This is a genomic window from Pseudomyxococcus flavus (genome assembly GCF_050038885.1).
Lineage (GTDB): Bacteria > Myxococcota > Myxococcia > Myxococcales > Myxococcaceae > Myxococcus > Myxococcus flavus.
Window position 1 is genome coordinate 1,172,591 of the sequence record NZ_CP143624.1, and the last position, 24,001, is coordinate 1,196,591.

A 24,001-nucleotide genomic window follows, 5' to 3' on the forward strand; every position below is an offset into this window, starting at 1 on the left:
CCCCATGCGCGCCCTCCTCGCCGCGGTCCTGGTGGCCGCGTCGCTCGCCGGGTGTGCACGCAAGGACCCGCCGCCCAGGCCCGCGGATGCGGAGGCGTCAGCCGCTCCTACCGCGAAGCCCCCGGCCGCGGCCCAGTCCCAGGGCGAAGGCGCTGTCCTCTTCATCTCCGCCGATACGCGCGGCTACCTGGGCCCGTGCGGCTGCAGCGAGAACATGCGCGGTGGCATCGCCCGCGCCGCCGCGCAGGTGCAGGCGGCGCGCAAGGGCCCCCTGCCCGTCCTCTATGTGGATGGTGGCAACAGCCTCTTCGGCGAGCTCAAGCTCAAGCCGGGACAGGTGCCGCAGGAGGAGCGCAAGGCGAAGGCGCTCGCGGACGCCATGCGGAGCATGGGCCTGTCGGTGCGCGCCACCGGGCCGCTGGACGACACGCAAGGCGTGGACTTTCGCAAGGGACTGGGCCTGCCGGAGCTGCCTCCGGGAGGCGTGAAGGTGCTGCCCGCCGGCCAGCGCAAGGTGGGCGTGGTGGCGGCGACGACGGCCGCGCAGCTCGTCGAGGCCAGCGCCCAGGCCCGCGCGCAGGGCGCGGACTTCGTGGTGGGCCTGCTGGACGTCACGCTGGACGTGGCCCAGAAGGCGGCGGAGCAGCCGGGCCTGAAGGCGGACGTGGTGGTGGCCACTCGCACGGCCACCGAGTTCAGCGGCGAGCAGAACCGGCTGGTGCGCTCGGCCGTGCCCGTGGTCGCGCTGCAGAGCAAGGGGCGCTCGCTGCTGCGCGTGGACCTGGCGTATGCCCCGCAGCCCGGCCCCTTCTCCCTCCAGAAGGGCCAGGAAGACCTGGAACGGGAGGCCGCGGCCCTGGAGCAGCGCGCGGCGTTGCTGGACCGGGACATCAACCTCCCCGGCACCGACCCGAAGCTCAAGGCGCTGAAGCAGGCCAAGCGTGATGAGCTGGTGACCCGACGGCAGGCGCTGCTGAACAGCCCTCCCGCGTCCACGGATGGCCTCAATGCCTTCACGCTGCGCTTCGTGCCGCTGGAGTCCAGCCTCCCCTCCGACGCGGACGCCCTGGCCCTGGTGACGGCCTATGACGCGGACGTGGGGAAGATGAACCTCGCCTGGGCGAAGGCCCATGGCCAGGACTGCCCCGCTCCGGGACCGGGACGCGCGGGCTTCGTGGGCAACGAGCCCTGCCGCACCTGCCACGAGGAGGCCTTCCCTCTCTGGGAGAAGTCCAAGCACCACCACGCCTGGGAGACGCTGGAGCAGGTGGGCAAGCAGTTCCACCTCAACTGCGTGGGGTGTCACGTCACTGGCTGGGAACAGCCGGGCGGCGTCTGTCGGCTGGACAAGGTGGCGGGCCGCGAGGACGTGGGCTGCGAGAGCTGCCACGGCCCGGGCTCGGAGCACGCGGAGGCGCCCTCCACCGACAACATCATCGCCTCGCCGGGCGAGAGCGTGTGCATCACCTGCCACAACCCGGAGAACTCGCCGCACTTCGACTTCGCGACCTACCTGCCGCGAATCGTGGGGCCGGGTCACGGGAAGCCTTAATCAAACAGGAATCCAGGGCCTCGCCTGGGCGTTCGCCCCTACCGGGCGTCCCGGCTCGACGCGTACCCAGCGACTCCTTGTTTGACTGTCAAGGAAAAGAGCGATTACTTCCGGCCTTCGCCCGCCTCCGGGCGCCCGTTCCCGCGACTGTATGCCGCCTCTACCCTTGCTCCTGCTTGCCCTGGCCTCTGCCCCTGCCACGGGGCTCGCCCCGCCGTCCACGGGGCCTTCTCCCGCCAAGGCCCAGGTGGTCGCACCGAGTGGTGCGTCAGCGCGCGGGGCGGAGTCATCTGCTGAGGCCGGTGCTGGGAATACGCCCGCTGCCGCCGCGGAGGCTGCACCTGAAGCCGTGAAGTCGGCAGGCGTGTCGCAGGCTCCGGCGCCTGGCGTCGAGCAGCCGCAGGCTGTTGCCGTAGAGACTTCGGCTGCTGTTGCCAGACAGCCTGCTGGCACCGTGGAGACAAGTGCGGCGAAGCCGTCGTCGGCCGCCGCGCAAACCTCGCCAGCCGATGCGAAGCCGTCCACCGCCGCGCAAACCTCGCCGACCGCTGCGAAGCCGTCCACCGCCCCCCAGGCTTCTCCGGCCGATGCGAAGCCGTCGCCCGCCGCCGAGGAGGCCGTCGCCGCGGCCCCCGAGGCCGACGGCGTCGAGGCCGCGCTGGAGCCCGGCACCGCCCTGGTGGCCGAGGACGCCGCGGAGGAAGACGAGGCCACGCGCGACGCGGTCGAGTCCGAGTCCGCGGAGCTGGAAGAGCTCCGTGCGCTGGAAGGCGCCGCGCTGGACCCGGCGTCGCGCTCCACCGCCGAGGTGATGCAGTCGCTGCGGCGGCTGGGGCTCGCCAATCCACTGCGCATGCGCATGCTGGACGCCCTCGACGAGCACACCTTCCGCGAGGACGAAGAGCTGCCGGAGATTCCGCTCATCACGGACCTGGCCACCTTCGACGTGGCGCAGATCCAGGACCGCTACGACATCCCGGTGGAGATGCAGCCGCTGGTGGCCCAGTACATCCAGTTCTTCCAGGGGCCGGGACGGCGCTGGTTCCGCAAGTGGATGGCGCGCGCGGCCCGGTACGTGCCGGTGATGCACCCCATCCTGGAGCAGTACGGCCTGCCGAAGGACACCGTGTACCTGGCGATGATTGAGAGCGGCTTCTCCGCGCACGCCTATTCGTGGGCGCACGCGGCCGGGCCGTGGCAGTTCATCTCCAGCACGGGCAAGCAGTACGGGCTGAAGCAGGACTTCTGGGTGGACGAGCGCAGGGACCCCATCAAGGCCACCCACGCCGCGGCGTCCTACCTCAAGGACCTCAAGCGCGAGCTGGGTCACTGGTACCTGGCGTGGGCTGGCTACAACACCGGCTCCGGGCGTGTCCGGCGCATGGTGGAGCGGCACGGGACGACGGACTTCTGGGCCCTGTCGGAGGAGCGCGGACTGGCCAAGGAGACCAAGCACTACGTGCCCAAGCTGATTGCCGCGGCCCTGGTGGCCAAGCACCCGGCGGCGTTCGGCTTCAAGGAGGAGGAGTTCGACCCCGAGCCCGTGCTCGAATTCGACGAGGTGCAGCTCACCGACGCGGCGGACCTGGACGTGGTGGCGCGCGCGGCGGGCGTCCCCGTCAAGGCGGTGCAGGACCTCAACCCGGAGCTGAAGCGCTGGTGCACCCCGCCGGCGTCGACCAAGAAGCCCTACACGCTCCGGCTCCCCAAGGGGACGGCGACGCTGTTCGCGGAGAACTACAAGCGCATCAGCCCCGCGGAGCGGCTCACGTTCCGCATCCACAAGGTGAAGCGCGGCGACACGCTGTCGCAAATCGCGGAGAAGTATGGCTCGGCGTCCGAGGCCATCCTCCAGATGAACCAGCTGAAGTCGGCCCACAAGTTGCGCGTGGGCGGGGAGCTGGTGATTCCGATTCCCACCGGGAAGCGCGCGGGCAGTGCGCTGGCGACGAAGGTCGCGCAGGCCCGCCGCAGTGGCGTGGTGGTCCGGCCCGAGGATGAGGTACCGGCGGGCACGCCCCGGGGCCCTGTGGCCGCGGGCCCCGTGAAGAAGGAGACCATCAACGGGCGTACCCGCCTGACCTACGGCGTGATGTCCGGCGACAGCCTCTGGGTGATTGCGAACAAGTTCAACGTGTCGGTGGACTCGCTGAAGCAGTGGAACAACCTCAAGCGTCGCAACCCGACGCTCCAGGTGGGCTCCACGCTGTTCATCTGGCCCGAGGGCAACACGGCCACCGCCAGCGTGCAGGAGCGCGGCGGAACGGTGCTGGCGAAGCACACGGTGAGCACCACCAAGCCCGCGGGCAACGCCGGCAAGGTCCACGCCCTGGCCGAGGGTGAGACGCTCTGGTCCGTGGCACAGCGCTACGGCGTCAGCGTGGACGACATCATGCGGTGGAACAAGATCAAGGACCACCGCACCCTCCCCACGGGGAAGGTGCTGCGCCTCAGCGCGCCGTAGCTTCTGGCGCGTACAGGGTGAAGGAGCGCCTCGCGAGGTCGGGCTTCGGGCGAGCGAATTGCACCGGGACGGGGGATGACCTCATCCATCTCGCCATCCGAGTCACGATTCTCGTTCCTTCCGACTGACACCCCGGGCGTCCCCCCGACGTCGCCTCCAGCGAAGTTCGAGCGAGTTCCCGAAGGCGCCTCCTCGTCCACCACCGGCCGCGGCATGCAACGCGCGCTGGATGGACGTCCGGCTCCCGGGACACTCCCGTCCCTGGATGGCGTGGAAAGAACGGCACGGATGACCGCGCCTTCAGGGACGCTCCCGTCGTCCCTGAACGGTGTGGACAGTCCGGCACGCACGGCCGTCCCTCCCGGGACGCTCCCATCCTTGGACGGCGTGAACAGACAGGCACGCACGGCCGCTCCTCCAGCCAACGCGCGCTTCACGGGCCTGCCTCAGTTGGCCGACGTCGCCTCGGGAGCCCAGGTCCTCGGCCCTGGCAGCCAGGGAGAAGGACTCCGAGCCGTGCAGACCGCCCTGCTCGACATGGGCTTCGCCCTGCACGGCGGCGCGGACGGACGCCACGGGCCGCACACCACCCGAGCGCTGCGGAACTTCCAGGTCCACGCCTCACGAACCTTCCCGACCGTCCTCCCCACCGGCACGCTGGATGCCGCCACGCTGCGCGCGCTGGACGCGCTGGCCCCCGCGCCGGGGAAGCGCGGGCAGACCCGGGGACTGCCTTCCGCCTTCTTCGACGGCCAGCCCGTCCGCGTGGTGGTGGCGCTGCGAGAGCACCGGACCTTCCTCTTCGACACGCGTGGGCAACTGGTGGACATCTTTCCCAACGCCACGGGCGCCACGGCCTCCCCCACTCGCACCGGGCTCAAGGTCGTCCGCACGAAGCTGGATCAACTGGCCACCGAAGCCGCAGGCGCGCGGCTGTGGAACGACCGCCACGTCTTCGGTGTGCGCATGCTCGACCTCTCCTGGGCGGATGGCCGGCACTCCGGAGAAGAGCTGCACGGAACGAACGCCCCTGCCCTGCTGGGGACGGACGTCTCCCATGGGTGCATCCGCCACTCGAACGAAGCCGTGCGCGTGCTGCACGACGCGCTCGCCGTGGGAGACCGCGTGGCCGTCGTGGAACACGTGGACGACCCGCACCTGGGCGTACCGCGTCCCGTGGCGTGAGCCCGCGCCTCCAGGCTTCGCGCTGGGCCGAAGCCCCGCGTCAGTTGCCGGGTGCGAAGCGGAAGAGGCTGGCGGCGAAGTACAGGCTCTCGCGCTGGAAGACGCCCTCGTCCGGTGTGCCCTTCTCCAGCTTCTCCTGCACGCCCTTGGGCAGGTTCGCGTAGAGGTCCTGCCCCAGCAGCTCCTCGATGCGGTCCACGGGCACGCGATGCGAATCGAGCAGCGGGAGGATGTCCTCCTTCTTCGAGGGCCCCTCCTTCATGTTGGGCACCAGGTACGCGTACATCGTGAGGTTGCCGTTGGGCAGCTCGTGGAGGACCGTCTTGAAGTTGTGCGTGGGCACGGCGAGGCGGCGCTCGCCCGCGCCCGTCGTCTCCCGCTTCTCGGGGGGCAGCGGCTGGCCCTTGTCGTCCAGGTACAGGTTGCCGGTGATGATGTACGCCTTGCCCCCCTGCGAGTTGACGAGGCCGGAGACGCCCTGCTCCAGCGTGCGCCACACCTGCTGGTTGTGGTTGCCGTGCTGGGGGGCGATGTTGCTCATCAAGTGGCTCTCGTCCATCGCCTCCTGGGTGGGCGAGTCCTCCGCCGGCTTCATGTGGCCCCGGTCGAAGCCGGTGTTCGTGTAGTCGGAGTCGGTGACGCCGTTGCGGCCCAGCTCGGGGTCCCGCACGAACGTGCTCTCCAGCCGGCTCACCCCCGCGGGCGTCTCCTGGACGTCCGACGCGGACAGCATGTAGCTCACGAAGGTGGGGACATTGGCCCCCTGGTCCAGCGCCAGGCGCGAGTACTCCTTCACCAGGCTCAGGCCCTCGGAGCCCAGCTCACCGGCCGGCCGCAGCGGGTCCAGCTCACCGGCGGCTTCCGCCACCCGGCTCTGGAACGCCGCCGCCTGCTGGTCCGGCACCCAGCGCGTGTCCGCATGCTTCCCGGCCTTCGACGCCTGGATGAACGCGTCCAGCTCCGCCGCGCTGAGCTGGCCGTCCCCGTTTCCGCCCAGCAGGTCCGCGCGCCTGGCCACCGTGTCCTGCCAGCCGCTGTCGAAGGCATCCACGTCCACCGCGTTGCCCTTGGCCTGCGCCAGCTTCGCGTCGAGCGCGGACCGCTTCTGCTGAAGCGCGGTGGACGTCAGGAACTGCCCGTCCCCGGGCGCGGCCAGGTAGCTCTCCAGCTCGGCCGCGGACACCGCCCCGTTGCCACCGCGCGACTTGCTGGTGCTCGCGGCGTCCGCCGCGTTCATCAAGCCCACCTGCCAGCTCTCATCCGCCCAGCCGAACTTCTCCTGGAGCTCCTGGATGGGCACCTCGCGGGCCGTGGAGCGTCTCCAGCTCCCTCCCGGCGTGGTGACGGCATTGAGGGGCGAAGCGGCCGATGCCGGGCGCGGGGGAACGGCTCGCGTCGTGGTGGGTCGCAGCGTCATCCTGAATGTCCTCGGGGCCGACGAGGAGAAGCACGAGGTGGGGCCCCGCCTCCCATCGTCGGCCGATCACCGCGCCAAGTTGCGTCACGGCTCCGTTTTCTTACGAAGAAATAGAGCCCCGGGTTCCTTTCGCACCGGGATAACCGCCTAACCCTTCTTTCCAGGGGCCGACGACGGGCCCAGGGCCCCGGGCCCCGCCTTCTGGAGGGCCTGGACAATCCGGGCCTCGGCCTGGAGCCGCTCCACGTGGTCCGGGGACAGCCCGGCCTGCTCGGCCGACAGCGCCAGGGTGACGAGGAAGGACTCACTCACGAGCCCCTGGGCGGGCGTCGCGGGAGCCGCGGGCGTGAAGGCGTACGCGGTGAGCACGGCCCCGGTAAAGGTGCGCACCTTCACCGGGCGGACGGCGGTGGCTCCCGCCAGTGCCGCTTCCAGGCGGCTCAATGCGTCCCAGTCCTCAGGCTCGACGCGGCGCAGCATACCGGGGAGCTTCCGGCCCGGCGCGTCCACCAGCCGGGCCACCTTTCCGCCCCACGCCGCCGATGCCACGTCGTAGACGACGTCCACGTCGAGCGCCTCGGCCAGCTCCCCCTCCAGCACGTCGGGGATGGGTGGCAGGCCCGGGAGGCGCTCACGCGCCATCACAGGAGCCAGGTCGAGGGAGTACGCGAACCAGGGACGCGGGGCAGTGGGGCCAGCAGCCATGCCCCGAGTCTCAGCGGGCAAAGGCCCCCAGGACAAGCGCCTGGGGGTGAGGCGCGCGCTACTGGGACTCCAGCAGCACCTTCAGCTCGCGCACGCGCCGGGTGATGTAGTCCCGGTCGAGCTGACGGAAGCCCTCGGGCAGTAGCTCGCGGCTGGTGCACTCCTGCACCGCCACCAGGTTCTGCAGCTCGATTTCCAACGGATAGCTGGGCGGCACGAAGTCCGCGAGCACCGCGGCCAGGTCGTCCTTCGTCACCGCCTCGCGGCCCTCGGCCAGCGCACGGAACTTCGAGCGCACCATGACGGCCTCGATGTCCGCGCCGCTGAAGGCGCGCACGCCCTCGGGAATCAGCGTGGAGAAGGACTCGATGCCGTCCACGGAGACGCCTGTCTTCTTGGACATGACCTGGAACAGCTCGTCCCGCTCCGCGTCCGTCTGCGGGTAGAAGAGCGCCAGGTGCTCCTCCGCGCGGCCCTGCCGCTTGAGGTCGATGGGCAGCAGGTCCGGCCGCGCCGTCATCAGGAACCAGACAATCTTCCCGCGGTAGAACGTATTGCCCATGAACGAGGCGATGGAGCCGAACACGCGGCTGCTCGTCCCGGAGTCCCCGCCGGAGTCACGGTTGCCGAGGAAGGTGTCCGCCTCGTCAATCATCACCGCCACCGGCCACAGGGCCTTGAGCAGGTTGAAGATCTTCTCGAGGTTCGCCTCGGTGACGCCCTGCCACTGGCTGCGGAAGTTGAGGAACTTCACCACGGGGATGCCAATCTCCCCCGCGAAGCAGCTCACCATGAACGTCTTGCCCGTGCCCACGGGGCCCGCCAGCAGGTAGCCCATGGGCATGACCTCCAGGCGCCCCTTCTTCAGGGCCGCGGCGGCCTGCCGCAGCATCTGCTTCGCCTTGGCGTGGCCCGCCACCGCGTCCAGCGTGTGCACCGGCTCGATGAACTCCAGCAGGCCGTGGCACTCCGCCTGGATGATTTCGCGCTTCTTCTCCTTGAGCAGCTCGGAGGTGATGCGCACCTCGCGCTCGAGCGCCTCGGTGAGCACGCGGTCCAGGTTGATGCGGGACAGGCCCGCGGTCATCTTCGCCAGGCCCGCCAGCGGCACGTCCGACACGGACTGGAGCCGCTTGCCCTCCAGCTTGTAGCGCACGTACTCCAGCCGCTCCTCCTCGGTGGGCAGGGGCAGCTCGATGGGCGCCACGTACGGGTTGCGGCTGATGCGCGGCGACACGTCCGCCAGGTTCTCCGCCAGCAGCACCACGGACACGTCGCCCGCGAGGAACTGCGGGTCATGCGCCCACTTGTCGAGCGTGGCCACCACGAAGCGGTCCTCGCTGGACAGGTGGCTCATCTCCCCGCCCGGAACGAGCGTCTCCGCGAAGTCGATGATGAGCGCCAGCGAGCGGCCCTCGCTCAGGCGCATGCGCAGGAAGTTCTCCAGAATCTGGAGCGCGCGGCCCGGGTCTCTCGGCATGACCTTGGCGTAGTCCGTGCCGTACATGGCGTCGTAGCCCGCCATGGCCCGCTGCAGGTCCTTCTGCGTCTCCGGCGTCGCCGAGCGGATGCCGGACGAGCGGTCATAGAAGAGCACGTGGTCCCGGCCGCCGAAGAGCTCCTCGGAGAGGAACGTCTTCAGCGTGCCAAAGCCGCGCCCGCCGTCCTCCAGCTGCAGGGGCTGCAGGTCCCTCACGGCCCCGTACAGCAGGAAGGCACTGACCGTCTTCGTGTAGTACTTCCGGGCCAGCTGCTGGGCCCAGCGAGGCAGCTCCGCCAGCGGATCCGCCTTGCTCACCTTGCGCACCTTGCTCACGAACTCCCGCCTCCTCTCGCTCCACCGCCTGGGGAGCTGGCGCGCCCGCTCCCGGCTGGGAAGCGGGCCTTCGGCTAACGGCAGCGCGGCTGCCGCTTGAGGGAAACGCTCGCGGTCGCCGGCTCATTGCCTGGCGCCGCGTCCGGGACGTCGATGTCCGCCTCGTTGTGGCACCGCAGCTTCAAGGTGAGCTGCCGGGCCTCTGGGGACACCTGCACGACGGCGGGCGTGACGGCCCCCACGTCCTTGCCATCCACGAAGATGGTGGCACCGGCCGGGCGCGACTCCACCTTCACCGCCACCTTCACCACCAGCGGCTCCAGCTTGAGCGCCACCTCCACCGGCCCGCCGCCGGACACCGGCACGCGCTTCGACGCGGGCTTGTGGCCGGGCGCGCTCACCTCCACCACCCACTCCGGACCGTTGAGCGGCACGTCCTTGATGTACGCGGCCGTCTTCCCCTGCTCGCGCACCACCCGGCCGTCCACCTTCACCTCGGCCGTGGGCGGCTCCGTGGTGAGCACCAGCGCCGAGGTGCGCACCAGGCTCTCCAGCACCGCCTGCACGGGCGTGACGTCCTTGCCCGCGGCGACCTCCACCGTCTTGGTGAAGGTGCTGTAGCCCTCGGCGCTCACCACCACCATGACCTTGCCGGCGGGCACCTCGCGCAGCAGCGTCGCGCTGCCGCCCTCCAGGGGTATCAGCTGCGTGTCCAGGCGCACCTGCACCCGGCTCCGCACCTCGGAAGGCACGCCCTGCAGGTCCACCAGCACGTAGCCCACGCCCGGTCCGGACAGCGCCCAGCCGAGCAACCCCAGCACGAGCAAGGCGGCCGCGCCCACGGCGCCCAGCACCAGCTTCTTCTTCTTCGGATCGCGAGGCGTGACAGCGGCCATGGCCCCCGTGGGGCGCTCCTGCGGATCCTCCTCCTCGTCGTAGACGGGAGCGAGGGGGGCCGGCGGCGCGGGCCGTGCCGGTCCGTCCTGCACCACGGGGACGTCCCGCGTCATGCGCGGCAGCCCACCGCCCCGGCTCGAGCGCGGCGCGGGTCCGGACGCGGGCGGCGGAGGCGGCGCAGCCTCCAGGGGAGCCAGCGTGGGCACCGCCGGGGACGGCCGCATCACCGGGATGTTCGCGTGCGACAGCCGGGGCGGGTTGGCCGGGGTAGGCGGCAGCGGCGCGGGGGGCGGGATGACCGCCGTCCTGCCGGTCACCTGCTCCGCGTCCTCGTCATGGCCCGGGGGCGGCGCTGGCACCTCCAGCGGCGTGATGGCGCGCCCGACGGCGGCCCCCGGCTGCGTGGTGGGCTCCGGGGTGTCCGCGAACTCGTGGTCGCTGGACACCAGCTGCGTCGCGCCTCCCCCGTCATCATCGGCCGCGGGCGCGGCGGTGGCGGCCGTCAGCTTCGGCAGCGCGGCCAGCGTGGGCGAGCGGCGCACGCCGCCCGGCGCCACCGCCGGCATGGAGCCCGTCATCCGCGGCTGCGGTGCCACCGCTGGAATGGAGCCCGTCATCCGCGGCTGCGGCGCCACGGGCTGCACCACCGGCACCGGCGCGGGCGGCGCGGACGTCTGGATGGGGCTGTTGAAGGCCGCCGCCTCCAGCGCCGCCTGCATGCCCTCGGGCGGCTTGATGTCCGCGTAGTCCAGCAGGCGCTGCTTCTCGCGCTCCACGTCCTCGGCGAACGTGGACTTCATGTACTGCGCCAGGTCCTTGCGGCTGAAGATGGTGTCGCTGGTGATGAGGAAGCGCTGCAGGTCGTCGCCCAGCTCGCTGGCGTACTGGTAGCGCTCGTCCACGTCCTTGGCCAGGGCCTTGAGGACGATGCGCTCCAGCGCCTCGGGGATGCGGCGGTTGTACGTGGAGGGCGAAGGCACCTCCGCCTTGCGCACCTTCTCCAGCACGCTGAAGTCGCTGTCGCCCACGAAGAGGCGCTCACCGGTCAGCATCTCGTAGAGGCACACGCCAATGGCGAACACGTCCGAGCGCCGGTCCAGCGGCAGGCCGCGAATCTGCTCCGGGCTCATGTAGCCGAACTTGCCCTTGAGGATGCCGGCCTGCGTCTTGGTCGCCTTGCCGGCCGCCTTGGCGATGCCGAAGTCGATGACCTTGACCTCGCCCTCATAGGAGATGAGGACGTTCTGCGGCGAGATGTCGCGGTGGACGATGTTCATGTCCCGCCCCATCCCGTCCTTCTTCCGGTGGGCGTAGTCCAGGCCCTCGCACATCTTGGACACGCAGAAGGCCACCAGCGGCACCGGGGCGGGCTCGCCCTTCTTCCGGCACCGGTCGAAGATGGCCCGCATGTCCTTGCCGGGGATGTACTCCATCGAGATGAAGTAGCTGCCGAGGATGTTGCCCAGCTCGTAGATGGACGCGATGTTGGCGTGGGTCAGCTGGACGCTGATCTTCGCCTCATCGATGAACATCGAGATGAACTCGTCATCCTCCGCGATGTTAGGAAGGATGCGCTTGATGGCCACGAGCCGCTCGAAGCCGCTCGCGCCGAACTGCTTCCCGCGCCACACCTCCGCCATGCCGCCAATGTTGATGCGGTCCAGAAGGAGGTACTTCCCAAACGGGATAGGCTGCCGCTTCGGTTGAGTGGTCGTCACGTGTGGGAGGGTCCGTTCTCCGCGAGCCTATCGATCGGGGCTCCAAGGGGTCAACCTCGTGAAAGCCCCGTCCAAGCTGACCAGGCGGGCAGGCGGCGGATCAGGGCCCGGCCCGAGGGGAGCCCGCGTCCACGTCAACGGCAGGTGACGGCGAGGGACCGAGGTTGTCGCGGAAAGCAGTTCCTGGCTCGCTCTCCTCGGGAGGAATGGGTCGTACCAGCAGGAAGCGCGCCTCACCCGCCACGGACACGATTGCGGGCGCGCCGAAGCGCTCCTCCGCGGGGAGCCCCACCACGGTGATCCACGCGCCCAGCCGCTCGGGGGCGACGCAGTAGATCAACGTCCCCGGCCGCACGCCGGGCGCCTCGCGCACGGGGCCGTCGCAGTCCTTTCGGACCTGGAGGGCGTACGCCTGGAGCGGCTCCCCTCGCACGAGATACGGCGGCCGGCCCAGCTCCTCCAGCATGGGTTGGAGGAGACGCGGGTCATCCGGCACCTCCAGCGCGGAGGTGCGCTCCTGCGCGAGCTGGTGGAAGCGCTGGAGCGCCATGGACGCCATGTCCGTGGACGTCAGCGGCGTGCGGCTCTCCGACAGCACCAGGTCCACGAAGAGCGCGCCCACCAGGACGATGGGCAGCAGCCGGTAGCCCTTGAAGCCCTCTTCCTTGCCCTGGAACAGGCCCACCACGCCCACCAGCGCGGCCAGCGCGGCCACGACGAGCACCAGGGCGGGACGCTCCAGGGAAGGCAGGGCGATGAAGGCGGACACGTCGGCGCTGCGGGCGCGCACGGCGTCGTACAAATCGCCTCCGTAAATCCAGGCGATGGCGATGAGGCTCAGCGCGTTGCCAAGCAGCGTCTTGCGTGAGGGGAGTTTCATCCGGCGAGCGTGCGTGCGGGGTCGGTGGCGGCGGCGCGGCGGCTGGGGAAGTACGCGCCCGCGAGCGCGGCGACGAGGCCCAGCAGGACACCGCCGACGACCACCGGCCAGGGGAAGGAGAAGAAGCTGTCGGGTTTGAAGGGGAAGTTGGGCAGGTAGCCCGCCGCCAGCCTGTCGACGCCCTGGGCCAGCAGCAGCGCGGCGGCCGTCCCCGAGGCGCCGCCCGCCAGCCCGACGACGGCGGCCTCGGCCAGGACGATGGCGCGGATGTCCGCGCGCGAGGCGCCCACCGCCTGCATGACGCCAATCTCCTTGGCGCGGGCCCGGACGGACGCGGACAGCGCGTGGGCGATGTTCACCGCCGCGAGGATGCAGATGAGGATGGACAGCAGCGCCAGCGCGGAGGTGGTGAGGGCCACCGCCGCGCCCGAGTTCTCCGCCATGCGGCGCTCCTGGTCATCGATTTCCAGCCCCATGGCCTTCACCGCGTCCACGATGGCGGGCACCTGCGACGGGTCCGTGGCCACCAGCGTGACGCCGGAGAAGTTCTCCGCGTCCATGCCGAAGGTGCGGTTGAGGCGGATGGCCGCCTCCAGCGGAATGGTGATGCCCGCGAGCAACGCCCGGTCGGACGCGCCCACCACCTGCGCCTGCGCGGCCTGCGTGGCCCCGGACGCGGACGCCGCGGCCACGTAGGAGCGATTGAACTCCACCGGGAAGCCGAAGCCGACGAGCATGTTCGCGGACAGCTGCGGCAGCTTGCGCGCCGGGGCGAACGTCTTGTTGTACAGCTCCAGCAGCCGCGTGGACACGAGCGACGGAATCGGCTGCCCCTCCCCCGCGTCCTTGAACTCGCCGAGCTGCACGTCGCCCTGCACCAGCGCGGGCTCCACGCCCAGCGCCAGCACCTCCATGCCCATGCGCAGCCGGCTGCCGAAGAAGACGCCGTCGTAGCGCGTCACCGCGGGCACGCGCACGTTCATCTTCCGGTAGGCGGCCTCCACGCCGGGCAGCGCGCGCAGACGCTCCACGGTGGGCGCGTCCAGCTTGCCGCCGCCCAGCAGCGAGCCCAGCGACACCGCCGGAGGCACCACGTCCACCAGCCGCGCGTCCGTGGGGAAGATCTTCTCGCGGATGACGTCGCCGACGCCCAGGCCCAGGCCCAGGAAGAACACCAGCGCGCCCACGCCCATGGCCACGCCGAACGCGGAGAAGAAGGCCCCCTTGCGCTCGCGGGCGAGGCTCAGCCTGACGAGCCGGGACAGCGCGTCCAGCCTCACGGGGCACCTCCCGTGGCCACCTGCAGGCCGGAGCGCTCCTCCACCAGCCGCCCCTCCGTGAGCCGCAGCACGCGTCCGGCCGCGGCGCTCATCCGCTCCTCATGGGTGACGCACAGCACGGTGAGCCCTTCCCGGTGCAGCTCCTGGAACAACGTGATGACGCCCGTGCCCGTCGCCGCGTCGAGGTTGCCGGTGGGCTCGTCGCACAAGAGCAGCCGGGGCTTGTTGAAGAGGGCGCGGGCGATGGCCACGCGCTGCCGCTCGCCGCCGGACAGGCGCACCGGCGCCCGGTCCTTCTTCGCGCCCAGCCCCACGCGCTCCAGCAGCGCCTCCGCGCGCTTGCGGGCGTCCACCGGCGCCGCGCCGAAGTGCGAGGGCAGCAGCACGTTCTCCACCGCGGAGAGGTTGGGGATGAGGTGGAAGGACTGGAAGACGAAGCCCACGTGGGTGTTGCGGAACTGCGCCAGCGCCTTGTCGCGCATTCCCCGCAGCGACACGCCGCCCACCGCCACCTCGCCGCGGTAGTCCACGTCCAGGCCGCCCAGGAGGTGCAGCAGCGTGGACTTGCCGCTGCCGGACGAGCCCACCACCGCGACGAACTCCCCGTCCGCCACGTCCAGCGACATGCCGTCGAGGACGCGCACCCGGGTGCCGTCTCCGTCCACGTACTCCTTCGTGACGTCTCGGGCCTGAATCACGGCGCGGCCGACGGGCTGGGGGTGGCGGCGGGCGCCAGGCGCAGGGACAGCTCCGCCTGGAGCGCCTTGTCCTTGCGGGACACGGCCAGCGTCACCGCGCGCAGGTCGTCGACGGCTTCGAGCCAGCGCACGGTGGTGGCCTTGATGGCGAAGCCGCCGATGCCCCAGGCCTCCGAGGGGAGGCTCCGCACCGCGTCCGCCAGTCGCCGCAAATCCAGCACCGCGCTGAAGGCCGCATCCTTCCCCGCGTCCTTCAGGTCCGCGGCCACCGGCCCGTCCCCCGTGGGCTTCGCGACCGAGGCCAGCGTGGACTCCAGCCGCGCCTTGGGCGACGCCACCACCAGCCGGCCATTGGGCGCGAGCGCGAAGTGCGCGCCCTCCCCCGCGCGGTAGGACGTGAGGTACACGCGCTGCGTGCCCACCTCCGAGGCCTCCACCTTGGCGCCGAAGTCCCCGGCGATTCGCGGCAGCTGCTCCAGCGTGGTCTGCATCTTCGCGGCGTCCTCGGCGTCCGCGAGCGCGGCCAGGTGCACGAAGCGGAAGGGGTTGGTGCGGCGCAGGTCCAGCACGGGCATGCCCGCGCCCAGGTTCACGGTGGGCGACAGGGACAGGCCCAGCACCGCGCCCGGCTTGAGGTTGTCGAGCACCTCGGCCTTCACGTCGAGGCCGCTGTTCTGCACCGCCCGGGTGAGGTAGCCGCCCGCCAGGTAGGGCCACACGCCGTCGAGGTGCGACGGGTCGCCGCGAAAGCGGGCCACCAGGAAGCTGTCGGCGGGCAGGGCCGCCGCGAGGTCGTTCTCCGGCGCCACCGCGTCCAGCGCGGTCAGGGACGCCTGGGTGTCCGGCCACGGCGCGTCCGCGCGCAGCGTCACCGCGCGGTCATCGATGCGGCCCGTGAGCGTGACGCCCTGGACGGTGCCCGGCGGCACCAGGCCCGCGCCCCCCGGGAGCCACACGTGGAAGTCCCGCTCGGCGGGGAGCCGCTGCAGCGAGGCGGCCATCACCGGCTCCTTCGCGAGCGAGCGCTCCTCGGGCTGCGTGGCCAGGGTGCCCAGGGTGGCGACAGAGGGGCCCGCGCCGAGCAGCGCGAAGCGGGAGCCCTTCAAGAAGAGGATGCCGAGCGAGGGCGTGGTGGCGCCCGTCCGGCTGAAGGTGACGAGGTCGCCGCCGTCCACGGAGGACTTCTTCGTGTCGGAGGCGCCCAGGCGGGTGCGCGCGAAGTTGCCGAACGTCTCCTCGAGCTTGCCGGCGTCCTTCACGCCCACCACGGAGATGGCGCGGTTTGCGCCCAGGAACGCCGCGCCAGCGCCGAGCTCCGGTGCGATGCCGGCGGCCTCCAGCGCCTGACGGCTGCGCAGGTCCACGCCAATCTGACGCATCACCGCGGAGACGTACCCCTCGGCGGTGGAGAAGTTCTGGAGCTGCGCGGCGAACGAGGCGGCCTTCAGCTTCTGGAAGCGGGCGAGCTTCTCTCCCAGCGCCCCCAGGTCATTGATGACCACGGCGGCCTGCGCGTCACGCGGCAGATAGCGGGCCACACCCACCGTCGCGGCCGGGGCGGCGGTGTCCGCGTCCTTGCCACAACGGGAGCAGCCCGCGACGGCGAGCACGAGGAGGAGGGACGGAAGCCAGACTCGGCGGAGCATGCGGGCACCTCAGGATGCCTGGGGCGGAGAGTCAACCGATTCGTGGGTGCCCCTGCCCCCATCCGGGAGCCCGATTGATGGGCAGGCGGCGAAAGGCGGGCGCCCCTTCCGCGCGCGGCGCGTCACGGCGCGGGCAGGCGACCCACCGGTGGCAGCGGGCCCTGGCGCGGAGCCCCTCACCGCACCCGGCTGCCATGCGGGAGCGGGCCGCGCGTCTCCTCGGAGAACTCGAGGAACTGCTCCATCTGCCGCACGGACTCCTCGGTGGCCTCGGCCTCCGCGCTCAGCATGGTGAGCTGGCGGTTGACGACCTCCGGGTCGCGGATGGCCACCGACTGCTCGTGCGTCAGCCGCATCAGGTCCTCGATGCCCGCGAGCTGGTGGCTCACCACCTCGCGGCTCTCCCCGGCCTGCTCGAAGCGCGCCAGGCGCTTGCGGAGGATGTCCACGCGGTTCTGCTTCACGTCCTTCAGCCGCGGGTTCGTCTCCCGCGCGAGGTCCGCCTCCAGCTCCGCCACCTCGCGCTGGAGGTGCTCGCGGTCCGAGCTGTTCAGGTACGTGCGGTACTGGTTCAGCGTGGAGATGAGCCGCAGGAAGGACGTCAGCAGCGCGTCCAGCCGGGGCTCGCTGTCCGCCTCCAGCACCTTGCCGCCCGGCAGCTTGCGGTAGTTGGCGAGGATCTTCTCCTTCAGCCCCACCAGCTGCTGGTAGTGCTCGCGCTGCGAGGGCGCCAGGTCCGCCTGGAGCGCGTCCAGGGCCTTGGCCGCCGCCTCCGGGTCGTGGAGCGAGCTCGCCCGCACCGCCCGCTGGAAGCGTTTCATGGACGAGATGACGCCCAGGTAGATGCCTTCCAGGCCCAGCGCCACCAGCATCGGCAGCGGCTCGCCCGTCATGGCCGCCGAGGCAGCCGCCGTGCCCAGGCCCACCAGGTTGGCGGGCATCAAGAAGGCGGCCTTGATGTAGTTCGGCGACTTCGCCACGTCCGTCCTCCTCAGGGGCCGCGCGCCTCCGAGACGTACTTCAAGGCCCCCAGGTCCTTCGTGTCCTCCGCGGGAGGCACCGGAGGGCCCTGCTTCAGCTTCTGGAAGAGTGCCGCGGCGCTCTGGAAGAGCTCGTCATAGGTGACAGGCGCCTCGCCGGAAAGCCCGAAGAAGGCCCGATTGTCCGCCAGCGTGGCGGGCGGCGCGCTCCGGATGGCTTCCGTCGGGTCGCCCAGGTACGGCGCCATCTCTCCCAGCATCCTTGCCCCCGCCGTCGGGTCCTTCAGCACGCTCTGCCCCGCGTCGAGCAGCCCGCGCAGCACCCGGCGGACCGCGTCCGGGTAGCGCGCCGCGAAGTCCCCGCGCGCCACCAGCACCGTGGCCACCAGGTGGGGGGCATCCGCCGTCGTCGCCAGCACCGCACCCTCCCGGTCCCGGGCCGCCAGCTCCACGTCCCCCCACAGCCCCACCACGGCGTCCGCGCGGCCCTCGCGGAGCGCCCGCCCCGCATCCAAGGTGGTGGGGAGGTCCACCCAGCGCACGTCCGTGATGCGCAGCCCGGCGCGCGCCAGCAGCCACAGCGCGAAGTAGTGCGAGGAGCCGTAGGGATAGACGCCCAGGCGCTTGCCACGCAGGGAGGCGAGGTCCGGCACGCCCACGGCCGCCAGGGCCTCCTGCCCCCGGCTGCGCCCCACCAGCATCAACGTGCGGGGCGCCGCGTCCCGCAGCGCCGGGGCCCAGGCGGCCAGCCGGTCCACGGAGAGCATGGCCATGTCCACGCCGCCGTTCTCCGCGCCAATGGCCAGCGCGTGCCGCAGGTCCTCTTCCCGGGCGAAGAGCACCGCCCGGGCGTCCAGCGCATAGGCCGTCTTCAACAGGCCCTGCGCCGCGCCCGCCGGAGGCACCGGGTTGTCCAGCGTCGTCGCCCCGCCCGTGGCCACCAGCAGGCCCGCGGACGAGCCGCGCGCGCTGAAGCCGATGAGCACCGGCCGGAGGGGGACGGAGGCCACGTCCGCCACCGGGGCCGCCACGCCGGCCGGGAAATCCCCGGGCGACAGGCGGACGGCCTCACGCGTGGACGGGAAGTACCGCTCCTGGAGGCGGTCCAGATACCCCAGGCGCGACGCGAGCGCATAGCTCGCGCCGAGCACGCAGAGGAACAGGAAGAGGAAGAGACCTGGACCGCGGTGGAGCTTCATTCAAGACGGGCTTACTCGACTCCCACCTTCTTGCCGATGGTCTTCTCCGGGCCGCTGCCGACCTCGGACACCGGGGCCGGGCTGCTCATGAGGCCCATCTCCATCTTGAATTGCTTCACCAGCTCGTTGGCCTGGATCTTCTCGGCCTCTTCCTCGATGGACGCCGCGGTGTGGTCCACCGACTCGAGGGCCATCTGCATGCGGGCCTCGTTGATGGCGGACTTCTCCTGCACCTTGCGCAGCATCTCGTCGTGCGTCGAGTCGATGCCCGCCACGGTGAAGGACTCCATCGTGTCGGCGACCTTGGCCTGCCACTTGGCGCGGCGCGCCTCGCGGATGGCGTTCATGGCCTCCTGCGTCTTGCGCTCCTTCTCGCGCATGAACGCCTTCTTCACCGACAGGGCCTTCTCGTAGGCCTGGCGCGCGGTGGCCAGCTGCTGGTCGTTGCGGGCGAGCGCGTCCTTCTCGATCTGGAGCTTGGAGGCGTACTGCGCGGCCAGGTCGTCGCGGCCCGCCTGGATGGCGGCCTTGACCTTGGACGTCAGCGAGCGCACGTCCTCCTGGTACTTGGCGTTCTCCTTCTCCAGCAGCGTCACGTTCGCCCGAACCATGGCGATGGACTCGTTCATCTTCGGGACCTGGTCGTTCAGGTCACGGACGTTCTGCTCGAGAATCAGCTCCGGGTCCTCGATGGAGGAGACGAAGAAGCCGGCGAAGCTGCGCATTGCTCTCTTGAATCGTTGCCACATATCGGCGGTCTACCTCCATCCAGACCTACTTGCAGCCACCTTACACGATCCCCGGGGCGAGCAAGCATCCACAGTCCCAATGTCTACCTGGTGTCTACGTGCCTCTACCTAAGGCGATTGCGGCGGATTCAAAAGCGCGGCGCGACGATTCCTCGGCCTGAAAACGCGCCCGCCCCCACCTCGCCCTCCCGTCCGTCCGCTTCCGCACGATCGGCGGCCGTGCTTGCAAGCAGGGAAGGAAGCGGGGAAAACCCCTGGATTGTGACGTCCTTGCCTCCCGTGGCCGGCCCGCTCGACGAGACGATGTCCCGGGCCATGGACGCCCAGCGGCGGAGCGTCGTGGGCGTCGGCGCGGCGGTGCGGCTGGTGGGCGCCGCCCTGTTCCTGACCATCAGCACCACGCTGTGGCTGTCCGGAGGCCAGGGCTGGGCCATGTACCCTCCCGCCCTGGGGCTCTACGCCGCGGTCGCCGCGACGCTGTTCATGCTCCGCCAGCGCCGGGTGGCGCGCGGCCTGGGCGCCGTGCAGTCGCTGGTGGACGTGGGGCTGGTGTACTGGCTCCAGTCCGCGGCGCTGCCCGTCTCGCGCTTCCCGGCGGGCGTGGCGGGCTTCAGCCTGGGCCTGTTCGCGCTGGTCGTCGTCCTCAGCGGCCTGAGCCTGCGCGGCAGCGTCGTCTACGGCACGGCCCTGCTGTCCGCCCTCGCCCAGACCTCGCTCATGCGACAGGCGGGCGTGGGCTGGGGCGCGGTGGCCACCGCCGTGGTGGAGCTGGTGCTGGTGGCGGTGGCGAGCCACTACGGCACGGGGCGGCTGCGGCACCTCGCCGTGACGCTCACCCGCATGGAGGTGGACCGGGCGCTGGAGGCGCGGCGCTTCCAGGAAGTGGAGGAAGCGCGGCGCACCATCGAGCGCATGCTGGAGGAAGCCCAGGCGAAGAACGCGAAGCTCCAGTCGCTGCAGCGGGACATGGAGCAGCTCACCCAGTTCCTGGTGCATGACCTGCGCTCGCCGCTGTCGGCGCTGACGCTGTCCCTGTCCTGGATGGAGCAGGAGGTGCCCCGCGAGGGCATCCTCGGCGAGTCCGTCCGCACCGGGCTGGCCGTCACCGCGCGGCTGGACCGGATGATTTCCGACCTCATGGACGTGCCCCGCCTGGAGGAAGGACGGCTGGAGCCCCTCAAGGCGCCCGTCCCCGCCGCGCGCGTGCTGGAGGACGTGCGCCGCTCGCTGGAGGGCGTGGCCCGCTCGCGCAAGCTGACGCTGGACGTGGACGCCCCCACGGACCTGGTGCTGCTGGGCGACGCCGACCTGCTGGTCCGCGTGGTGGAGAACCTCACCACCAACGCCCTGCGCTACACGCCTCCGGGCGGACGGGTGCGGCTGGAGGCGGGCGCGAACACCGAGGGCCGCTGGCTCGCGGTGCGCAACGACGGCCCGCCCATCGCCGAGGAGGCGCGCCTGCGCATCTTCGACAAGTACGGGCAGGCCGACGCGGAGCGCGACAGCCGCCGCGGCTATGGCCTGGGCCTGTACTTCTCCCGCCTCGCCGCGGAGGCCCACGGCGGGCGCCTCGCGGTGGAGGACGCCCCTGGCTGGTCCACGTCCTTCGTGATGCGGCTGCCGGCCTGAGCGTCAGCCGCTGCGCGCCTTCTTCTGGCGGCGCGAGAGGATGCGCGCCACCTGCGCCTTCGCGTTCGCCAGCACCGCCGGCGCGTCCAGCGTGGTGAGCACGCCGTCGCGCAGCACCGGCTGGCCGTCGATGAAGACGTGCGTCACGTCGCTGCCCCGGGCGGAGTGCACCAGCGGCACCAGCACGTCCTCGGGCTCCGGGCCCGCGTGCAGGCCGCTGATGTCCACCACGGTGATGTCCGCGCGCTTGCCGGGCTCGAGCGAACCCACCTCGTCCTCCAGGCCCAGCGCCCGGGCGCCGTGCAGCGTGGCCATCTCCAGCACGCGCATGGGCGTCATCGCGCACGGCCCCACGCGCGGGTTGTGCATCACCGCCGCCAGCCGCATCTCGTGGAAGATGTCCAGGGTGTTGTTGCAGGGCGCGCCGTCCGCGCCCAGCGCCACCGCCACGCCCGCGTCCAGCAGCTCTGGCACCTTGGCGATGCCCGAGGCCAGCTTGAGGTTGGAGCCTGGGCAGTGGCACACCACCGTGCGCGTGTCGCGGAGGAGGTCCTGCTCCTCCTGGGACAGCCACACGCAGTGGGCCATCGTCACGTGCGGGCCGGACATCCCCACCGTGTGGAAGAAGGCCACGTTGTCCTCGCCGCCCGTGTACTGGCGGACCGCGTCCGTCTCCTTCGCGTTCTCGCTGGCGTGGGTGTGGATGCGGATGCCGAGCTCCCGGGCCAGCCGCGCCACCTCGCGCAGCAGCTCCGGGGTGCAGGACAGCACGAAGCGCGGGGCGAAGGCGTAGCGCAGCCGTCCGTCATGCGTGCCGTGCCAGCGCTCCTTCAGCGCCAGGCTCTCCCGCAGCGAGTCCTCGGTGCTCTCGCGCAGGCCCGCGGGCACGCCCGCCCCCGCGTCCATCATCGCCTTGCCGCCCACCAGCCGGAAGCCGGCGTCCCGGGCGGACTCGAAGACAGCGTCGTAGTGATACACGCTGCCCATGTCGAGCGCGGCCGTGGCTCCCGAGCGGATGAGCTCCGCGAAGGTCAGGTCCGCCGAGGCGCGCATGGACGCGGCGTCGTGCGAGGCCTCGAAGGGCCAGATGCGCTCGCGGAGCCAGTCCAGCAGCTCCAGCCCGTCCGCGCGACCGCGGAACAGCGTCTGACAGGCGTGGAGATGGCCGTGGATGAGGCCCGGCAACACCACCTTTCCCGCCACGTCCACCACCCGCCGGGTGCCGCGGGGCTTGAGGCCCCGGCCCACCTTGGCGATGCGGCCGTCCTGGACGAGGACGTCCGCCTCCACGAGCACCTCGCGCTCGCGGTTCATCGTTACAACCGTGCCACCAGTCAGGAGCAGATCCACGGTGTGCTCAGGCTCTCTTGCTAGAAAAAGGCTTTGGTGAAGGCGTGCGGCAGCAGCCCTCCCAGGGTGTAGCGCGCCTCGCCGCCCTGGGGCGTCCGGCTGCGCACGGGCAGGTCCTGCCCGCCAAACTCGGCCATGACCTGCCGGCACATGCCGCACGGCGGACAGGGCTCGGGGGTGTCCACGACGATGGCCACCGCCACCGGCTGCGTGTGCCCCTGGGCCACCCCCGCCGCGAAGGCGTTGCGCTCCGCGCAGACGGTGAGCCCGTAGGTGGCGTTCTCCACGTTGCAGCCCGCCACGATGGCGCCGTCCGCGTAAAGCACCGCGGCGCCCACGGGGAAGCGCGAGTACGGCACATGGGCCCGCGCTCGCACGCGCGCGGCTTCCTCGAACAGGCGCTCCCAGGGAATCTCATCCGCCATGACGCCCTCCTATACGAAGCCGCGCCGTGCCGTTACGAGCGGCCCGCGCTGCGCTGTACTTCATCCAGGTGGCGCGCGATCGCCAGCTCGGACTCCACCGGCAGGTCCACGAAGCGGACCCGCGCCGCCGGGCCGTTGGCCCCCTGCGCGACGTGGAGCACCTCGCCCTTCGCCTCCACCTCGTCGGGGAGGATGGGCAGACGGAAGCGCACCTCCACCCGCGCGCCCTGCTCCCACCCGTCGCCCTGCCAGGCACAGCCGCCCAGGGACAGGTCTCCATCATGCTGCTCGAAGTCCCCCGAGCTGCCCTCCCGGCGCACCTTCAGGCGCATGGGAATCCGGGGCGAATCCCGCCGGTCCTCGGCCTTGTCGCTCATCGAGTCGTTCCTCTCGGCCATCGCCGTTACCTCCTACCGCTCATGCCCGCGCCACCGCCTGCGGCGTGAAGCCCGCCACCCGCCAGCGCCGCGAGCCAATACCGTAGACGCCCGCTGGCGTCTCGTCCGAGGCGACGTCCACCCCGCCGACAGCCCCCTCCCAGAGGGCCTCCCCCCGCTTCCCACCCTTTTGTAACGCCCCATCCTCCCCGCATCATACGGGGGAACAGGGGCGCGCGAGGCCCGGAAATTGGGGCTCCCATCGTTCGGATGGGGATTGAGCGGGGGGCGCGCCGGGATTTCCAGGCCGGGCTCTCAGACGGGGACGCCCTTGTCCCGGGACACCCACCAGTCGTCGCCGTAGCTGATGCAGAGCTGCTCGCCCGGGTGGATGTCCCGCAGCGCGTGGTAGCAGAAGACGTCCCGCGCCACCTCGCGGTGGTAGGCCGTGTTCGGCTCGCGGGCGTGGTTGTAGATCATCCCGTAGCCCAGCACGAGGGCCACCCACTCGCCCGGCCGGGGCGCCTCGTGCTCGGCCCACTGGAGCTGGAACACGTAGTCCTGGAGCTGCGGGTTCTGCGAGTGGGCGCGCGGCAGCTTGAGGTAGTGGCACTCCTCGATGAGCTCGCCGGCCTTGATGAAGGCATCGGTGAAGACGCCGTAGCCCCACTCGCAGGGCCGGACCTTCACGCCCGGATGGATGTACAGCGCTGAGCCCTGGTTCATGCTCTCCCGCCCCGCATGGCTCCCGGCGCAGGATGGCGCCTTCCCTGTGCGGGGTGAAGTGGCAAGGCGGTCGCCATCCCCCGCGGCAGGGTGGGTGGGTCCGGGCCACCTCTACCGCTGTGCGGCGACGGGTCAGCCCGCTAGAGTGCGCTCGCGCAGTTCCTCCCCGCTCGCCCCCCACTCGTTCCAACACGCACTGCGTGCGCGGGCGCTCACGTCCGACATCACGAGGCCATGCAGTCTCAAGCCGTTACTCCTGAAGCCCATCCTGTCTGCCCTGAGCACCTCGGGGAGCCCTCCGTCGGGAC

19 protein-coding genes are annotated in these 24,001 nt (G+C 71.2%); 4 read left to right on the forward strand and 15 right to left on the reverse strand.

The window, feature by feature from the left end:
- Positions 1-4: 4 nt before the first annotated feature.
- The 3 genes from VZL07_RS04875 to VZL07_RS04885 all read left to right on the forward strand — a co-directional run bounded on the left by VZL07_RS04875 (position 5) and on the right by VZL07_RS04885 (position 5,201).
- Positions 5-1,552, forward strand: coding sequence for a multiheme c-type cytochrome (locus VZL07_RS04875; protein ID WP_426754164.1), 1,548 nt, complete (start codon positions 5-7; stop codon positions 1,550-1,552).
- 676 nt (positions 1,553-2,228) lie between these two features.
- On the forward strand, positions 2,229-4,016 hold the full coding sequence (locus VZL07_RS04880; RefSeq protein WP_426757234.1) for a LysM peptidoglycan-binding domain-containing protein: 1,788 nt from the start codon (positions 2,229-2,231) through the stop codon (positions 4,014-4,016).
- 387 nt (positions 4,017-4,403) lie between these two features.
- Positions 4,404-5,201 (forward strand): L,D-transpeptidase family protein, encoded by a 798-nt coding sequence (locus VZL07_RS04885; RefSeq protein WP_426754165.1) that lies wholly within the window; start codon positions 4,404-4,406, stop codon positions 5,199-5,201.
- A 40-nt stretch (positions 5,202-5,241) separates the two neighbouring features.
- On the opposite strand, the gene VZL07_RS04890 is transcribed toward VZL07_RS04885, so the two are convergent.
- The 11 genes from VZL07_RS04890 to VZL07_RS04940 all read right to left on the reverse strand — a co-directional run bounded on the left by VZL07_RS04890 (position 5,242) and on the right by VZL07_RS04940 (position 19,186).
- Complete coding sequence (locus tag VZL07_RS04890) at positions 5,242-6,501, reverse strand: DNA/RNA non-specific endonuclease (protein ID WP_426757235.1); 1,260 nt, start codon at positions 6,499-6,501, stop codon at positions 5,242-5,244.
- 264 nt (positions 6,502-6,765) lie between these two features.
- Positions 6,766-7,323, reverse strand: a complete 558-nt coding sequence (locus VZL07_RS04895) for a gamma-glutamylcyclotransferase (protein ID WP_426754166.1) — start codon at positions 7,321-7,323, stop codon at positions 6,766-6,768.
- 58 nt (positions 7,324-7,381) lie between these two features.
- Positions 7,382-9,139 carry an ATP-binding protein gene (locus VZL07_RS04900; RefSeq protein WP_426754167.1) on the reverse strand — a complete coding sequence of 586 codons (1,758 nt, stop codon included), beginning with the start codon at positions 9,137-9,139 and terminating at the stop codon, positions 7,382-7,384.
- A 74-nt stretch (positions 9,140-9,213) separates the two neighbouring features.
- On the reverse strand, positions 9,214-11,754 hold the full coding sequence (locus VZL07_RS04905) for a protein kinase domain-containing protein (protein WP_426754168.1): 2,541 nt from the start codon (positions 11,752-11,754) through the stop codon (positions 9,214-9,216).
- A gap of 100 nt (positions 11,755-11,854) precedes the next feature.
- Positions 11,855-12,634: a hypothetical protein gene (locus tag VZL07_RS04910; protein ID WP_426754169.1), complete on the reverse strand. Its 780-nt coding sequence runs from the start codon at positions 12,632-12,634 to the stop codon at positions 11,855-11,857.
- On the reverse strand, positions 12,631-13,914 hold the full coding sequence (locus tag VZL07_RS04915; protein WP_426754170.1) for an ABC transporter permease: 1,284 nt from the start codon (positions 13,912-13,914) through the stop codon (positions 12,631-12,633). The genes VZL07_RS04910 and VZL07_RS04915 overlap by 4 nt, the downstream gene beginning before the upstream one ends.
- Positions 13,911-14,612, reverse strand: a complete 702-nt coding sequence (locus VZL07_RS04920) for an ABC transporter ATP-binding protein (RefSeq protein ID WP_426754171.1) — start codon at positions 14,610-14,612, stop codon at positions 13,911-13,913. The genes VZL07_RS04915 and VZL07_RS04920 overlap by 4 nt, the downstream gene beginning before the upstream one ends.
- On the reverse strand, positions 14,609-16,258 hold the full coding sequence (locus VZL07_RS04925) for a hypothetical protein (RefSeq protein ID WP_426754172.1): 1,650 nt from the start codon (positions 16,256-16,258) through the stop codon (positions 14,609-14,611). The genes VZL07_RS04920 and VZL07_RS04925 overlap by 4 nt, the downstream gene beginning before the upstream one ends.
- Before the next feature lie 176 nt (positions 16,259-16,434).
- Positions 16,435-17,238 (reverse strand): hypothetical protein, encoded by an 804-nt coding sequence (locus VZL07_RS04930; protein ID WP_426754173.1) that lies wholly within the window; start codon positions 17,236-17,238, stop codon positions 16,435-16,437.
- An 11-nt stretch (positions 17,239-17,249) separates the two neighbouring features.
- Positions 17,250-18,437 carry an ABC transporter substrate-binding protein gene (locus VZL07_RS04935; protein WP_426754174.1) on the reverse strand — a complete coding sequence of 396 codons (1,188 nt, stop codon included), beginning with the start codon at positions 18,435-18,437 and terminating at the stop codon, positions 17,250-17,252.
- An 11-nt stretch (positions 18,438-18,448) separates the two neighbouring features.
- Positions 18,449-19,186, reverse strand: coding sequence for a PspA/IM30 family protein (locus VZL07_RS04940; RefSeq protein ID WP_426754175.1), 738 nt, complete (start codon positions 19,184-19,186; stop codon positions 18,449-18,451).
- A gap of 261 nt (positions 19,187-19,447) precedes the next feature.
- Here VZL07_RS04940 and VZL07_RS04945 point away from each other — a divergent pair, with 261 nt between their 5' ends.
- Entirely contained in the window at positions 19,448-20,815 is a 1,368-nt protein-coding gene (locus VZL07_RS04945; RefSeq protein WP_426754176.1) for a sensor histidine kinase, read from the forward strand.
- Positions 20,816-20,818: 3 nt separating this feature from the next.
- Here VZL07_RS04945 and VZL07_RS04950 read toward each other — a convergent pair whose 3' ends face one another.
- The 4 genes from VZL07_RS04950 to VZL07_RS04965 all read right to left on the reverse strand — a co-directional run bounded on the left by VZL07_RS04950 (position 20,819) and on the right by VZL07_RS04965 (position 23,693).
- A complete protein-coding gene (locus tag VZL07_RS04950; protein WP_426754177.1) occupies positions 20,819-22,165 on the reverse strand; it encodes a 5'-deoxyadenosine deaminase in 1,347 nt (448 codons plus the stop codon).
- Between the two features lie 20 nt (positions 22,166-22,185).
- Positions 22,186-22,590, reverse strand: coding sequence for a cytidine deaminase (locus VZL07_RS04955; RefSeq protein WP_426754178.1), 405 nt, complete (start codon positions 22,588-22,590; stop codon positions 22,186-22,188).
- A 32-nt stretch (positions 22,591-22,622) separates the two neighbouring features.
- A complete protein-coding gene (locus VZL07_RS04960) occupies positions 22,623-22,988 on the reverse strand; it encodes a TIGR02266 family protein (protein WP_426754179.1) in 366 nt (121 codons plus the stop codon).
- A 294-nt stretch (positions 22,989-23,282) separates the two neighbouring features.
- Positions 23,283-23,693: an SET domain-containing protein-lysine N-methyltransferase gene (locus tag VZL07_RS04965; protein WP_426754180.1), complete on the reverse strand. Its 411-nt coding sequence runs from the start codon at positions 23,691-23,693 to the stop codon at positions 23,283-23,285.
- Between the last annotated feature and the right edge of the window lie 308 nt (positions 23,694-24,001).